This is a genomic window from Stenotrophomonas sp. 22LJNL06-5-1, from assembly GCF_056861455.1.
On sequence record NZ_JBSPUE010000008.1, the window covers coordinates 91602 to 105724 of the forward strand.

Sequence of the window (14123 nt, forward strand, 5' to 3'; positions counted from 1 at the left end):
CATGATAGGGCACCGACATGACCTATTGCGTTGGAATCGAGGTGGACGAGGGCCTGGTCTTCGCTGCCGACACCCGGACCAATGCCTCGCTGGACGATGTGCGCGTGCACCGTAAGCTGCACGTGTTCGAATATCCCGGCCAGGCAGCCTACGTGCTGATGGCGGCTGGCAACCTGGCCACCACCCAGCTGCTGGTGTCACGCCTGGGGCGCGATGCCGACGAACGGCGCGCGCCCAACCTGCGCGACATGACCCATCTGTTCGAAGCTGCCGAGTACGTTGGCCAACTGCTGGTGGACAGCCAGGTGCACAGCAGCCACAGCGAACATGGCCATGACGGGGTCAACACCCAGGCCACGCTGATCTTCGGCGGCCAGATCGCCGGCGAGCGGCCCGGGCTGTACATGATCTACCCGCTCGGCAACGCCATCGCCGCTTCGCCGGAAACGCCCTACCTGCAGATCGGTGAGTCCAAGTACGGCAAGCCGATCCTCGACCGCATCCTCAGCCCGGCCACACGCCTGGAGGACGCCGCGCGCACGGCGATCGTCTCGCTGGACTCCACCATCCGTTCCAACCTGTCGGTGGGCCTGCCGATCGACCTGGCGCTGCTGCACGACGGCGAGCTGCGCATTGGCCAGCAGCTGCGGCTGGGCGCGGATTCGGCGTTGTATGCCGACATCCATCAGAACTGGTCGCGGCGGCTGGAACAGGCGGTGGACGCCCTGCCGCGGTTCCCCTGGGAAACCCGGGACCGGTAGTACGGCCGCTGGCCGGCAACCGCGTTGACCCCACCACACAGGGATGCCGGCCAGCGGCCGGCACTACCGGGGCATCAGCCCAGCGCTTCGGCCACCGCGCGGAAGACCTGCTGCATCTGCAGCGGCTTGTGCAGCACATGCACCTCCACACCGGCCGGGAACGCGTCGGCCGCGACCGGCACCGCAGGGTCCTCCAGCACCAGCGCCGGACCGCGGTAGCCAAGCGTAGCCATCTCGCCCAGCAGCTGGCTGGCCGGCAGCAACTTGGAGCCGGCATCGGCAATCACCAGCGCCGGCATCGCCTCCTGCTGCATCCAGCGCAACGCGGCCGGGCCATCGGAGGCCAGCTGCAGCTGGTAGCCCTGGCTGGACAACGCGTTGCCGAGCAGCGAAAGGCGCGTGGCTTCGCCATCGACCACCAGGATCGATTGGCCGCTGCCCAGTGCCACCAGCTGTTCGATCGGCTCGCTGCCGTCGATGGCCTCGTGCATCGGCAGGCGCAGTTCGAAGCAGGTGCCCTGCCCCGGTTGGCTGCTGACGTGGATGCTGCCGCCGGCGCCTTCAACGATGCGCTTGCAGGAAATCAGCCCCAGGCCAGTGCCATCGGCCTTGGTGGTGAAGAACGGATTGAACAGATGCGACAACGTATCCGCATCCATGCCGATGCCTTCGTCGGCGACCCGGATATGCATCCAGTCCACGCCATCGCGCTGGCCGGCATGGCTGGCAGTCAGGCTCAGGCGGCCGCCATTGGGCATCGCCTGGATCGCGTTGAGCGCCAGGTTCAGCATCACCTGCTGCAGTTCGGTGTAGTTGGCGTCGACCACCAGGCCGTCGTCCTGCACCTGCAATTCCAGGCGCACCGCATCGGGCACGTTGCTGCGCAACAGCAGCGCCACCGCGTCGAACAGGCCATTGATCTCGATGCGCTCGCTCGGCTTGCGCGAGCCGCGCACGAACGACAGCATCGATTCGGCCATCTCGTGGCCACGGCGGCCGCACTCGGCGATGACATCGGCCAGATGGTGCAGCTGCGGATCTTCGGTACGCGCCTTCAGCAGGTCCGGCATGATCAGCAGCGGCTGCAGGATGTTGCGCAGGTCGTGGCTGAGGCCGGCGGCGAGCAGCGACAGGCTTTCCAGGCGCTGCGCACGCATCAGTTCGGTTTCCACCCGTGCGCGCTCTATGGCGCTGCGGGCATCGCGGATCGCACGCGCCACCGCTGACGGCAGGCGCGCCGGCAGGTGCTTGATGATGTAATCGTTGGCGCCCTTCTGCAGCGCCGCCACCGCGTTCTCCTCACCCATGGTGCCGGAGACGAAGATGAAGGGCACTTCCGGTGAGGTCTCGCGCACGATGCGCAGCGCGTCGTCACCGGAGAACCCCGGCATGCTCAGGTCGGACAGCACGATGTCCGGCTGGAACGCGACCAGCGCCTGGCGCAGTTCAGCCTCGCTCTCGACACGCTCGAAGCGAGCCTCCAGGCCCGCGTCGAGCATCTGTTCGGACATCAGCTCGGCATCTTCCGGTGAGTCTTCCACCAGCAGGATGCGCAGCGCCCCCAGGGCGGGACCGGTCAGGGGCATGGGCTCACTCGAGTTCCGGTGCCTGGTTGATCAACGCCCAGAACTTGCCCAGGGTCTGCACCGCGCCGAAGAACTGGTCCACGTCCACCGGCTTGACCACGTAGGCATTCACGCCCATGTCCCAGCTGCGGGCCAGATCGCTTTCTTCGCGCGAGGACGACAGGATCACCACCGGCAGGCGCTTGAGTTCTTCGTGTTCACGGATCTGCCGCAACACTTCCAGGCCATCCATGCGCGGCATCTTGATGTCCAGCAGCAGCACCGCCGGCAGGCCTTCCTCGCGGTTGGCGAAGGCGCCGCGGCGCAGCAGGTAGTCCATCACTTCCACGCCGTCTTCGACGTGCACGATGGGATTGGCCAGACGCGCCTCTTCCAGGGCGTCGATCGCCATTTCGGCGTCGGCCGGGCTGTCTTCGGCGAGAAGAATGGTGCGCAGAGTCGTCATGCAGAAGGACCTTGTTTGTCCGCGTCGATCGCGGGAGGCAGGTAGAAGTGGAAGGTGGCGCCGACGTCCGGTTCGGCCTCGGCCCAGATACGGCCGCCATGACGGGTGAGCACGCGGCGCACGCTGGCCAGGCCGATGCCGGTCCCCGGGTAGTCACTGGCCTTGTGCAGGCGCTGGAAGACACCAAACAGCTTGCCGGCGTAGGCCATGTCAAAGCCTGCGCCATTGTCGCTGACCGTGAACTGATGACCGCCGTCAGGCTGCGGCTGGTAGTCCACGCGGATCTTCGCCGGTTCGCGATTGCCCGAGTACTTCACTGCGTTGCCGAGCAGGTTCAGCCAGACCTGGCGGATCATGTTCTCGTCGCCGACCACGATCGGCAGCGGCGCGATGCTCCACTCCACCTGGTGCGCATGGCTGCTGTTCTCGGCCTCGGCCTGCAGGTTGGAATCGAGCATGGCGCGGGTATCGGCCACCAGCGACTGCATGTCCACCGCCTGCTGGCGCATCGCCGCACGGCCCAGCCGCGAGTAGACCAGCAGATCGTCGATCAATGCCGCCATGCGCCGCGCCGAACTGGAGATCACTTCCAGGTAGTGGCGGCTCTTGTCATCGGCGGCGTCGCCGAGGTGGCGCGACAGCTTGTCGGAGAATCCGGCGACGTGGCGCAACGGTGCACGCAGGTCGTGCGAGACCGAGTAGCTGAAGGCTTCCAGTTCCCTGTTGACCTCGGATACCTGCGCAACCTTGCCTTCCAGCTGGCGGTTCAGTTCCTCCACCCGCAGCTGTACGGCACGCTGCACGGTGACGTCGCTGACCGTGAGCAACACCACTTCGTCGTCGGTGTCCGGCAGCGGCATGCGCCGCGCGTTGAGCAGCATGTAGCGCACCATGCCATCGGCGGCGCGCTGTTCATGCTCGAAATCCCACAGTTCGCGGCCGCGCAACAGCACATCGGACAGTCGCTGGCGCACCACGGGGTCTTTCCACGCACCATCGCCGACAGTGTCCAGCAACAGGCCATCGGCGCGTTCATCCTGCAGCCCGTACAGCTCGGCGAAGGCAGGATTGTGCAGCTGCACGCGCAGGTCGCGGTCGAGCAGCACGATCGGCTCACGCACGGTCTGCAGCACCGAGGCTGCACGTGCGGCCGAACGCAGCGACTGCCGTTCGGCATGCAGGCGGCGACCGATCTGCCGCTGCAGCAGCCACAGCACCAGGCCGAGAAGCGCCAGCTGGATCACCAGCGAACTCCACGACACCAGCTCGGTCTGCTTGCGCTGGCGCGCGGCCTGCTCGGCGCGCAGCGTCAGCAGCTTCTGCTCGCTGGCCTGCAATTCTTCCACCAACCCGCGGATGGGATAACGCGTGCTCAGATCCTGCACCAGCTCGCGCTGATCACTGTTGGGCTCGGACTTTGCCAGTTCGCGGGCAAGCGCCATGCGCCCTTCCAGCATCGACTCGATGCGGCCGATGCGGATCAGCTGATCAGGATTGTCGCGGGTCATCCGCCCCAGTTCAGCCAGGCGCCCGGGAAGGTCATTGGCTTTGGCCATGCGCTCGCGCAGGCCAGGTGCGTCCACGCCTTTGGACAGGGTCAGCGCGGCCGATTCGACATCGCGTACATCGGCCTGCAGCTGTTGCAGGGCCACACCGACGGCCTGGGTATGGTTGACCCAGGCCATCGCATCTTCGCTGTCCTGCTGCAGTTTGCGCAGGGTCAACCACGGCACCACGATGATCGCGGCAGCGGCCAGCGCCAGGGCCGGCAACCGCCAGCGGTCCCAGATGTCATCACTGAAAACCAGCGCCATAGTTCCTCGTCAGCACAGCCGCAAAGCGTCTGCCGTTACCGGCCCCACTGCGGCGGAACCGGCAATATAGCGCAGGCGGTCACAACTCTGGAATTTCCAGTGTTGTTGGCTGAACGAGTTCGGAATCCGGTGCTGTAGAGCCGAGCCCACGCTCGGCTGCAACCCAAAGGGCAGTCGAGCAAGCCCGACTCTACCCCGGCAGCGGGCGCCCCATGCCGGGGCGCCCATCGGGGTCAGCGCTTGGCAGCAGCGCTAACCTTCAATGCAGCGGCATCGACGCGGGTCACGCCCTTGATGCCCTTGGCAGTGGTGACCGCCTTGTCATGCTCGGCCTGGGTCGCCACGGCGCCACTGAGGCTGACCACGCCATTGACCGTTTCCACCTTGATCTCCGTGCCCGGAACGTTGCTGCTGGCCAGCAGATCAGCCTTCACCTTGGTGGTGATCCAGCTGTCGGTCACCGGCTCGTTGGAATCATGGCGGTCGGCGTGGGTCATTGCCGAATGATCGGTCTTGGGAGGACTCTTCGCGGCCGGATCCTTGGCGAATGCGGCCGAGGAGGACAGCGCCAGGCCCAGCGTAAGGGCCGAGGCAATCAGCGTGCGGGTCGTATTGCTCATCGTGTCGTACTCCTGCGGAATGTGCTGCCAGTCTGGACAAGCAGGCGTAGAGCACGCGTGGCGCTACGGTCACGCTGCCGTGAATCGCCCCGCATTCAACGGCAACGGTTCAGTTTGGGGTTGTCGTCGCGGGTCGTTTACCCTGCCCTTCCCCACTGCCGGAGCTCTGCCATGCGCCCCGACCTGCATCTGGCCCTGATCGGCTACGGCCTTGCCGGCCGCGTCTTCCATGCGCCCCTGATCCAGCACACGCCGGGCCTGGTACTGCACAGCATCGTGAGCTCGCAGCGCGACACGCTGCTGCGCGCGTTCAGCGACGTGCACGTGCGGGCCACGCCGCAGGAGGTGTTCAACGACCCGGCGGTGGACGCGGTGGTGATCGCTACACCGAACGAACAGCACGCCCCCCTTGCGATGGCGGCACTGGCCGCCGGCAAGCACGTGCTGGTCGACAAGCCGTTCGCGCTGGATGTCGCTGAAGCCGAGGTGGTACTGGCTGCGGCACGCGATGCCGGACGCATCGCCACCGTGTTCCAGAACCGGCGCTTCGATGCGGATTTCCTCACCCTGCAGGCGCTGCTGGCCGAAGGCACGCTCGGCGACGTGGCCGAGTGCCACGCGCATTTCGATCGCTACCGGCCACAGGTTCGCGAGCGCTGGCGCGAGCAGGACGGCCCGGGCAGTGGCCTGTGGTACGACCTGGGCCCGCACCTGCTGGACCAGATGCTGGTGCTGTTCGGCTGGCCCGAGGCGATCGATGCCGATCTGGCCGTGCAGCGCGAAGGTGGCAGCGGCATCGATTACTTCCACGCGGTACTGCATTACCCGCGGCATCGCGCGATCATCCATTCCGGTTCGCTGGTGGCGGCGCAGACGCCGCACTTCAGCGTGCATGGCAGCAAGGCCAGCTGGATCAAGCACGGCCTGGACGTGCAGGAGGCGCAGCTGCGCCGCGGTGTGGCACCCGGTGCGCCGGGCTGGGGCATCGACCCGCGGCATGGTGAGCTGGTGCGCTGCGATGCCGAAGACAACGTGCAGCGCGCGACGGTCGACAATCTGCCCGGCGACTACCGGCGGCTGTATGCACGGTTCGCGGCGGCGATGCATGGCGACGGCGAAGCGACGGTCAGCGCGGTGCAGGCGCTGCAGCTGATGCGGTTGCTGCAGGCTGGCATGGACAGTGCGCGCGAAGGGCGGCGAATCGCGTTGGACTGACCAGTAGTTCCACGCCATGCGTGGATGACGTGGCAACGATCGGAGACGGATTTTGTAGAGTCGAGCCATGCTCGACTGCTTTTGTGAGGTCAGAGCCTTTTCCTTCAGAAAAGGATCCGACCCCGATCTGCCTGGGGTCGGATCCCTTCGGCAACGCCGAAGGGCTCTGACCCCACCGCGGTGCTTACGATTTCTTGATGGCGTGGCCGCCGAACTCGTTGCGCATCGCCGACAGCAGGCGGTCGGTGAACGAATTGGATTCGCGCGAGCGCAGGCGTTCCAGCAGCGACAAGGTGATCACCGGTGCCGGCACATCGAGCGCGATCGCTTCCGCCACGGTCCAGCGGCCTTCACCGGAATCCTCCACGTACGGCGCGATGCCATCCAGCGACGGATTGCGCTTGAGGGCTTCGGTACTCAGGTCCAGCAGCCACGAACGCACCACGCTGCCGTGGCGCCAGACTTCGGCCACCTGGGCCAGGTCCAGTTCCATCTCCTGCTTGCGCTCCATCAGCGCGAAGCCTTCGGCGTAGGCCTGCATCATTCCGTACTCGATGCCGTTGTGGACCATCTTGGTAAAGTGGCCAGCGCCGGACGGGCCGACACGACCCCAGCCACGGTCTTCGGCCGGTGCCAGCGTGCGCAGCAGCGGTGCGATCTGCTCCACCACCGAGGCTTCGCCACCGACCATCAGGCTGTAGCCTTCCTGCAGGCCCCACACGCCACCGCTGGTGCCGCAGTCGACGTAGCCCAGGTCGTCTTCGGCCAGCGCCTTGGCGCGACGAATCGAGTCCTGGTAGTTGGAGTTGCCGCCGTCGATGACGATGTCACCCTCGGCCAGGTGCGGGGTCAGCTGGCCCAGGGTCTGGTCGACGGTTTCGCCGGCCGGCACCATCAGCCACACCACGCGCGGCACCGGCAGCGCGGCAACCGCGGCGGCCAGCGAATCGACCACCTCCAGGCCGGCTTCGGCGGCGCGCTGGCGGGCACCTTCGCCCGGGTCGTAGCCGACCACGCGGTGGCCACCGCGATGCAGGCGCTGGGCCATGTTGGCGCCCATGCGGCCGAGGCCGATCATTGCAATATCCATTGTTTCACCTTCAGTTGGGGTCTAGGGTCAGGCTGCCTGGCCTGCCGGTAGCCGCGCAGTGGCGCAGCTGCGCCTCGCGCCAACGCCGGTAGAGCGTGGTATGCAGATTGTGCACCGCCAGGTCGATCGAAAACGGCGTTCGTGGGTTGCGATCAAGCAGGCGGGCGACGTGGTAGCCGATGGGACGTATACCGCGTGGGTGCACATAGATCACGAACTGCTGGTAGAACGGATCGTCCAGCAGCTGGTCCATGCGTGCCAGCGTGGCCTGGTAGCGCGGTTCCAGCCGTGCACGAAGGTCCGGATCGCGCTCGAACAGCAGGCGCTCGAAGTAGCGCTGGCCGATACGCGGGATGTCCTGCGCGAGTTTCCATAGTTCGACATTGCGCTGGTCGTACCAGGCCAGCCCACCGTGCATCGCCAGCACCTGTGCAGCGTCCGCTCCCACATCGACCACCACGAAGTTCTCGGCCTGGTTGCTCAGGTCGTCCAGCGTGCCCTTGTCGTACACATGTTCGATGAAACCGGGCACGCCGACGAACGCCTGCCGCCCCATCGCCGAGGTACGCACCGCCTTGCCATCGGCGAAGAAATCGCCGGCATGCGCGCCGAGCAGGATGCTGTCGGTCCCATGCAGAGCGAGGAAGGTGCCGATCGACAGCTCATCCGCAGCGAACTCCGTATCGAACGCGGCATCACCATACAGCTCTCGTTGCGTAGCCAGCTGCGCGACCTGGCGGCCGACCCCGCACTCGGCACGCACGGCACCGCTGTAGAACGCCTGCAGCGCCTGACTGTTGCCTGCACTGGGCACGAAGCCGCGGCCGAAACTGCGCGTGCGCTGCCAGCCTTGCGCGCGCGGCCCCTGCAGGCCGAAGCCGATCCAGCCCAGCTGCGGGCCGGAGAAGCGGAAGGTGGGGTTGGCCTGCAATGCCGAGGCTGCACGTTGCGTGGCTGCGCCCAACTGGAAGGCATAGGCACAGACCGTCGCAGGGTCATCCAGCAGCTCCTGCAGCACTGCCTGGCGGGCCGCAGCGGGCATTCCGGCCGCCCACTGCACGCGCAAATCGCCCGCCGCCTGTGCTTCAGCCAGCGACGCGCGCGTGCATACCGGACCGCCGTGCACCAGGGGGGCACTGACCATGGCCTCGTCGAAGCGCCATCCCAGCCGCTGCAGCAGGCCTTGCCTGCAGTCCGGTGCCATGGCCGCGCTGCCCAGCGCAGGCACCAGCAGCAGAACCACGCCGATCAAACTGGCGCGCACCCTCAACCCTGGTCCGTGCTGGCCGGTGCAGGTTCCGGTGGTGCGGCCGGAGGTGGTGCGGGTGTGCCTGCAGTCGCCGGCAGGAACTGCTGCAGGCGCTGGAAGAAGCGCTGATAGAACCCGGCATCGGTGACCGTGCTGCTGGCCACTTTCACCAGCGAGTCGTCATTGCTGCCGAACGGCAGCGACACCGAGCCCAGCGCACCGACGCCGACACTGGCTGACGTCGGGCTCTTCTTCAGCGCATAGCGGTCCTGCACCGCACTGACGAATACCAGCGTCTGGTTGCCACGCGGCGCGCAGGAGATGCGCAGCACCAGCTGCTCGTGGTCGTCTTCGCGCGGCTGGAAGTTCTTGTTGCCTTCCACCTGTGCGTCATCGGCACGGGCGATGGCATAGCCCTGGCTGAGCAGGGTGCGTCGCGCGGCTTCACAGGCTTCACCCGGACCGCCATCGACGGTCCGCGAGAACGTGTCGCCGGAATCGAAGGATTCGCGCAGCAACGTGCTGTCGGCGGCGCGGCCACCACAGGCCGACAGGATCAGGGCGCTGCCAAGCACCACAACAGCACGGGAAAGACGGGAGGCCCGCATGGGTGCTCCTGCGAGGACGGTACCGCCAAGGGTAGTCCCGCGGCCGTGTGCGGCAGGTCGAAACCGGCGTGACCGGGCCACCGCGTTGCTGCCGGTTCATGCACGTAAAAGGGGACGGAGGGGATTAAGTCGTTTGTGGCACTTCACTCGCTGGGCATGGCCCAGTGCCACCGTGAACGAGCTCCCCAAACAGAAAGGGGCCGGCAATGCCGGCCCCTCGGGTATCACATGCCGTCGCCGGCTCAGTCTGCCCAGCGACCGGCGCCGGTCGACTGCGGCAGCACCTGCGCCGACAGCGGGCGGTCATTGGCCAGCAAGTTCACCGCATCGGCCAGGATCGAGGCCGACTCGCGCAGCAGCGGGTCCGGACGCTTCTCGGCAGCCTTCTCGCGGGCGGCATCCTTGACGATGTCGCGCTCGTTGCCGGTCAGGCCGTCGTCGTTGCTGTCATCGGCCAGCGGGTCCAGGGCCAGGCCCAGTTCCTTGCGCATCGCCTGGCGCTCCTTGCGCTGGGTGTCCTGGCGCTCACGCTCGGCGCGGCGGGTGGCCTCGTTGAGCGAGATGTACTTCTTCGCGGCCTCGGTGCGGAACTGCTCCACGTCCTCGTTCCACCACTGGAATTCCTTGTCGGCGGCAATGCGCGCGTCATGGCGGGTTTCCAGCTTCGGCAGCAACGGCGCGAAGTTGCCGTACTGGGTGTGCGGCACGGCAGCGATGCGGGTCCACGGCAGCGCGTTGTCGTAGGTGCTCTCGCCGAACTCGGTGGCATCGACGCTGGCCGGGAAGGCCAGGTCCGGCACCACACCCTTGTGCTGGGTGCTGCTGCCGCTGATGCGGAAGAATTGGGCGATGGTCAGCTTGACCTGGCCGAAGCGCTGGGTCTCGCCACTCGGCCAACGGTCAAGGTCGACGATGTTCTGCACGGTGCCCTTGCCGAAGCTGGTCTCACCGATCACCAGGCCACGACCGTAGTCCTGGATGGCACCGGCGAAGATCTCCGAAGCCGAGGCCGAACCGCGGTTGATCAGCACCGCCAGCGGGCCATCCCATGCCACGCCCTGGTTGCGGTCGCTGTTGACGGTGACGCGGCCACCGGACTCGCGCACCTGCACCACCGGGCCCTGTTCGATGAACAGGCCGGTCAATTCAATGGCTTCATCCAGCGAACCACCGCCGTTGTTGCGCAGATCCAGCACCACGCCGTCCAGCTTGTCGTTCTTGAAGCCAGCCAGCAGCTTGGCCACGTCGCGGGTGGCCGAAGCGTAGTCGGCCGCATTGCGGCGACGGCCTTCGAAGTCCTGGTAGAAAGTCGGCAGCTTGATCACGCCGACCTTGCGCGCCGGCTCACCATTGGCGGCCGGAATGGTCATGGTCTCGCCCTTGGCGGCCTGCTCAGCCAGGCGCACCTTCTGGCGGGTCAGCACCAGGGTGTGGTGCTTGCCGTCGGCACCTTCGGCAGCCGGAATGAATTCCAGCTTGACCTGGGTGTCCTTGGCGCCTCGGATCTTGGCCACGACATCGTCGATACGCCAGCCGATCACATCCTCGACCAGGCCGGACTTGCCCTGCCCGACGCCGACGATACGGTCACCCGGCTTCAGCGTGCCATCCACCGCGGCCGGGCCACCGGCGATGATCTCGCGGATCACCACCACGTCATCCTGGCGCTGCAGCTGCGCACCGATGCCTTCCAGCGACAGCGACATCGCCTGGTTGAAGTTCTCGGCGGTGCGCGGGGTGAAGTAGTCCGTGTGCGGATCGACGGCACTCGTGTACGAATTCATGAAGAACTGGAAGACGTCTTCGCCCTTCAGTTCATTGACCGACTTCTCCAGCGTCGCGTAGCGCTTGTCCAGCGTCTTGCGGATGTCGTCCGGCTTCTTGCCGGCCAGCTTCAGGCGCAGCCAGTCGTTCTTCACCGACTTGCGCCACAGCTCATCCAGTTCGGCGCTGCTGGCCGCCCACGGCACCTTCTTGCGGTCGTATTCGAAGCGCTCGTCGGTGGTGAAGTCCGGCTCCTGCTTGAGCAGCTTGCGCGCATAGGCCACACGTTCGCCAACACGCTGCTTGTACACCGCGAACACCTGGAACGCCGGCTCCAGCTCGCCGCCACGGATGGCCGAGGAGATGTTGGCTTCGAACGGCGCGAAGCGCGCCACGTCGGCCTGGGTGAAGTACTGCTTGCCGCCGTCCAGCGTCTCCAGGTAGCGCTTGAACACGTCCTTGGAGGTGGCCTCGTCCAGCGCGCGCGGGCGGTAGGCGTAACGGCTGTCGGACAGCAGGCCGTACACCAGCTTGGATGTGGTCACCTGATCGGCGGTTGCCGCGGCGGGCAATGCCGGCGAGTCGGCCTTGGCCGCCAGCGCCAACGGCGCGACCAGCGCCAGGGCCATCAGGAATGCGGGGGCTTTGAATTTCATTGACGTGCTCGAAGGCGCCTTGCCAAGGGGGAGACTGCGGGGTGTTAAGACACCACGACAGTGCCGAAAGTTGCCGGGTTTGTCATCCGGCCGCGCTCGGTGGAAAACCAGCCTAGCCGGGCCGGTGTAGCAAATTGTGAATGCAGGCGAAGGCGGGGCCGAGCATGGGCTCGGCTCTACAGCAGGCAAAGGCGTGCGAACCAAGGTTCGCACCCACCAGGGCGGTTCGCACCCACCTCAGGAGACGCCGGCGCCCTTGGCCTGCACGTCGGCGTGGTACGACGAGCGCACCATCGGGCCGGAGGCCACGTGGCTGAAGCCCAGCTCGTAGCCATAGTCTTCCAGCGCCTTGTAGTCCTCGGGGGTCCAGTACTTCAGCACCGGGTGGTGATGCGCGGTCGGCTGCAGGTACTGGCCGATGGTGATCATGTCCACGTCGTGCGCGCGCAGGTCACGCATGGTGGCCTTGATCTGTTCGAACTCTTCGCCCAGGCCCAGCATGATGCCGCTCTTGGTCGGCACGTCCGGGTGCTGCGCCTTGAAGTTCTTCAGCAGGTTCAGCGACCACTGGTAGTCCGCACCCGGGCGAACGTTGCGGTACAGGTCCGGCACGGTTTCGATGTTGTGGTTGAACACATCCGGCGGGTTCTGCGCCAGGATCTCCAGCGCGCGTTCCATGCGGCCCTTGCCACGGAAGTCCGGGGTCAGCACTTCGATGCGGGTACCCGGCGACTTCGCGCGGATGGCGCTGATGCAGTCGACGAAGTGCTGGGCACCGCCGTCGCGCAGGTCATCACGGTCGACGCTGGTCACCACCACGTACTTCAGGCCCATGTCGGCCACGGTCTGGCCGAGGCTGGCCGGTTCGTTGGCATCCGGCGGCTTCGGGCGGCCGTGGGCCACGTCGCAGAACGAGCAGCGGCGCGTGCAGACTTCGCCGAGGATCATGAACGTTGCCGTGCCGTGGCCGAAGCACTCGTGGATGTTCGGGCAGCTGGCTTCCTCGCACACGGTCACCAGGCGGTTCTCGCGCAGCTTGGCCTTCAGGTTCTGCACGGCATTGCCCGAGGGAATGCGCACGCGGATCCAGGACGGCTTGCGCAGCACCGGCGCGTCGGCGAACTGCACCGGCGAGCGGTTGATCTTGTCACCGCCCAGCTGCTTGACCCCGGCCTGCAACGGCGCGGCGGACGGAGAGTCGCCCTGCACGATCTGCAGGGGAATGGAACGGGCGGTGGTTTCAGTCATGGCAGTTCCGGGGGGCGGTCAGGCGGCCGCAGAAAGATCAGGCAGTTCGGGCGTGGCCTGCAGCAGCAGGCCGAACTGGCGGGCCAGGTGGTCCAGCAGCACCGGCTTGACGGCCTCCATCCCGGAGGGCCCGCCCAAGTCTACTACCGAGGTCACCTGCAACCCCTGATAGCCACAGGGGTTGATGCGGTGGAAAGGTTCCAGGTCCATGGCCACGTTGAAGGCCAGGCCATGGAAGGTACAGCCGCGGCGCACGCGGATGCCGAGTGCGGCGATCTTGGCGCCACCCACGTAAACGCCCGGGGCGCCCTCGCGGCGTTCGGCGCCGATGTTCCACTCGGCCAGGGTATCGATGATGGCCTGCTCGATGCGGCACACGTAGTCGCGCACACCGATGCCCAGCCGTGGCAGGCGCAGCAGCGGATAGACCACCAGCTGGCCGGGGCCGTGATAGGTCACCTGGCCACCGCGGTCCACGTGCAGCACCGGGATTTCGCCCGGCGCCAGCACATGCTCGTCCTTGCCGGCCTGGCCCAGGGTGAATACCGGGTCGTGCTCGACCACCCACAGCTCATCGGCGTCTGCCTCGCTGCGCTGGTCGGTGAAGCGCTGCATGGCGCGCCACACCGGTTCATAGGCCTGGCGGCCGAGGTCGCGGACCAGCGCCGGGCGCGGCGCGCGGTCTTCCGGGGCGGCTTCGGCCGGGCAGCTGTCGGCTACAGCGTCCACTTCACTTCCGGGTGGTCGCGCAGCGCCTGGTGCGCCAGGTCGTACTGTTCGCGGCTTTCGGCCTTGAACACGATGCGCACGGAGACGTACTTGCCGTTGGAGGAATGCTTCCAGCTGATGCGTTCGTTCACCACATCGATGCCGGCAGCCAGCAGCAGGCGGGGAAGCTCATGTTCCAGGCCGCGGTTGGCCGGGCCCATGGCACTGAGCTCGAACTGGCCGGGGAACTGGAAGCCGTGGTCGGGGTTGTCGGACTTGATTTCCATGCCCCCATTATCGGGCCGCAGGGCAATAAACCCAAGAGTATTCATCAACGTCAAACAGTGCACCGGTGAGTC

Annotated in this window: 13 protein-coding genes; 2 read left to right on the forward strand and 11 right to left on the reverse strand. The window is 66.6% G+C overall.

The features are described 5' to 3' along the window. The first annotated feature begins 17 nt into the window (after positions 1-17). Positions 18-761, forward strand: a complete 744-nt coding sequence (locus AC13GF_RS16915; protein ID WP_483005389.1) for a proteasome-type protease — start codon at positions 18-20, stop codon at positions 759-761. Between the two features lie 74 nt (positions 762-835). On the opposite strand, the gene AC13GF_RS16920 is transcribed toward AC13GF_RS16915, so the two are convergent. The 4 genes from AC13GF_RS16920 to AC13GF_RS16935 all read right to left on the reverse strand — a co-directional run bounded on the left by AC13GF_RS16920 (position 836) and on the right by AC13GF_RS16935 (position 5226). Then, positions 836-2347, reverse strand: coding sequence for a two-component system sensor histidine kinase NtrB (locus AC13GF_RS16920; protein WP_483005390.1), 1512 nt, complete (start codon positions 2345-2347; stop codon positions 836-838). Positions 2348-2351: 4 nt separating this feature from the next. Continuing rightward, a complete protein-coding gene (locus tag AC13GF_RS16925; RefSeq protein WP_005411057.1) occupies positions 2352-2792 on the reverse strand; it encodes a response regulator in 441 nt (146 codons plus the stop codon). Then, entirely contained in the window at positions 2789-4606 is a 1818-nt protein-coding gene (locus AC13GF_RS16930) for a sensor histidine kinase (RefSeq protein WP_483005391.1), read from the reverse strand. The genes AC13GF_RS16925 and AC13GF_RS16930 overlap by 4 nt, the downstream gene beginning before the upstream one ends. 233 nt (positions 4607-4839) lie before the next feature. Beyond that, entirely contained in the window at positions 4840-5226 is a 387-nt protein-coding gene (locus AC13GF_RS16935; protein WP_126929460.1) for a BON domain-containing protein, read from the reverse strand. 171 nt (positions 5227-5397) lie between these two features. Here AC13GF_RS16935 and AC13GF_RS16940 point away from each other — a divergent pair, with 171 nt between their 5' ends. After that, positions 5398-6441, forward strand: a complete 1044-nt coding sequence (locus AC13GF_RS16940) for an oxidoreductase (protein ID WP_483005392.1) — start codon at positions 5398-5400, stop codon at positions 6439-6441. Between the two features lie 184 nt (positions 6442-6625). On the opposite strand, the gene gnd is transcribed toward AC13GF_RS16940, so the two are convergent. The 7 genes from gnd to AC13GF_RS16975 all read right to left on the reverse strand — a co-directional run bounded on the left by gnd (position 6626) and on the right by AC13GF_RS16975 (position 14051). Further along, on the reverse strand, positions 6626-7531 hold the full coding sequence (gnd, locus tag AC13GF_RS16945) for a phosphogluconate dehydrogenase (NAD(+)-dependent, decarboxylating) (protein WP_014648435.1): 906 nt from the start codon (positions 7529-7531) through the stop codon (positions 6626-6628). A gap of 10 nt (positions 7532-7541) precedes the next feature. Beyond that, on the reverse strand, positions 7542-8780 hold the full coding sequence (locus tag AC13GF_RS16950) for a hypothetical protein (protein ID WP_483005507.1): 1239 nt from the start codon (positions 8778-8780) through the stop codon (positions 7542-7544). A 17-nt stretch (positions 8781-8797) separates the two neighbouring features. Continuing rightward, a complete protein-coding gene (locus AC13GF_RS16955; protein WP_483005393.1) occupies positions 8798-9388 on the reverse strand; it encodes a DUF2242 domain-containing protein in 591 nt (196 codons plus the stop codon). 242 nt (positions 9389-9630) lie between these two features. Continuing rightward, the gene (locus tag AC13GF_RS16960; RefSeq protein ID WP_126929464.1) at positions 9631-11808 is read right to left on the reverse strand and encodes a carboxy terminal-processing peptidase; all 2178 of its coding nucleotides are present in this window, start codon (positions 11806-11808) and stop codon (positions 9631-9633) included. Between the two features lie 237 nt (positions 11809-12045). Then, entirely contained in the window at positions 12046-13056 is a 1011-nt protein-coding gene (lipA, locus tag AC13GF_RS16965; protein ID WP_049421379.1) for a lipoyl synthase, read from the reverse strand. Between the two features lie 18 nt (positions 13057-13074). Continuing rightward, positions 13075-13785, reverse strand: coding sequence for a lipoyl(octanoyl) transferase LipB (gene lipB, locus AC13GF_RS16970; RefSeq protein ID WP_483005394.1), 711 nt, complete (start codon positions 13783-13785; stop codon positions 13075-13077). Further along, positions 13773-14051: a YbeD family protein gene (locus AC13GF_RS16975; protein ID WP_005411067.1), complete on the reverse strand. Its 279-nt coding sequence runs from the start codon at positions 14049-14051 to the stop codon at positions 13773-13775. Before AC13GF_RS16975 ends, lipB begins: the two co-directional genes overlap by 13 nt. Positions 14052-14123 lie beyond the last annotated feature (72 nt).

Bases quoted from the DNA above. Each gene is read 5' to 3' on its own strand.
- AC13GF_RS16915 (WP_483005389.1), top strand. From the start codon at position 18: ATGACCTATTGCGTTGGAATCGAGGTGGACGAGGGCCTGGTCTTCGCT.
- AC13GF_RS16920 (WP_483005390.1), bottom strand. From the start codon at position 2,347: ATGCCCCTGACCGGTCCCGCCCTGGGGGCGCTGCGCATCCTGCTGGTG.
- AC13GF_RS16925 (WP_005411057.1), bottom strand. From the start codon at position 2,792: ATGACGACTCTGCGCACCATTCTTCTCGCCGAAGACAGCCCGGCCGAC.
- AC13GF_RS16930 (WP_483005391.1), bottom strand. From the start codon at position 4,606: ATGGCGCTGGTTTTCAGTGATGACATCTGGGACCGCTGGCGGTTGCCG.
- AC13GF_RS16935 (WP_126929460.1), bottom strand. From the start codon at position 5,226: ATGAGCAATACGACCCGCACGCTGATTGCCTCGGCCCTTACGCTGGGC.
- AC13GF_RS16940 (WP_483005392.1), top strand. From the start codon at position 5,398: ATGCGCCCCGACCTGCATCTGGCCCTGATCGGCTACGGCCTTGCCGGC.
- gnd (WP_014648435.1), bottom strand. From the start codon at position 7,531: ATGGATATTGCAATGATCGGCCTCGGCCGCATGGGCGCCAACATGGCC.
- AC13GF_RS16955 (WP_483005393.1), bottom strand. From the start codon at position 9,388: ATGCGGGCCTCCCGTCTTTCCCGTGCTGTTGTGGTGCTTGGCAGCGCC.
- AC13GF_RS16960 (WP_126929464.1), bottom strand. From the start codon at position 11,808: ATGAAATTCAAAGCCCCCGCATTCCTGATGGCCCTGGCGCTGGTCGCG.
- lipA (WP_049421379.1), bottom strand. From the start codon at position 13,056: ATGACTGAAACCACCGCCCGTTCCATTCCCCTGCAGATCGTGCAGGGC.
- AC13GF_RS16975 (WP_005411067.1), bottom strand. From the start codon at position 14,051: ATGGAAATCAAGTCCGACAACCCCGACCACGGCTTCCAGTTCCCCGGC.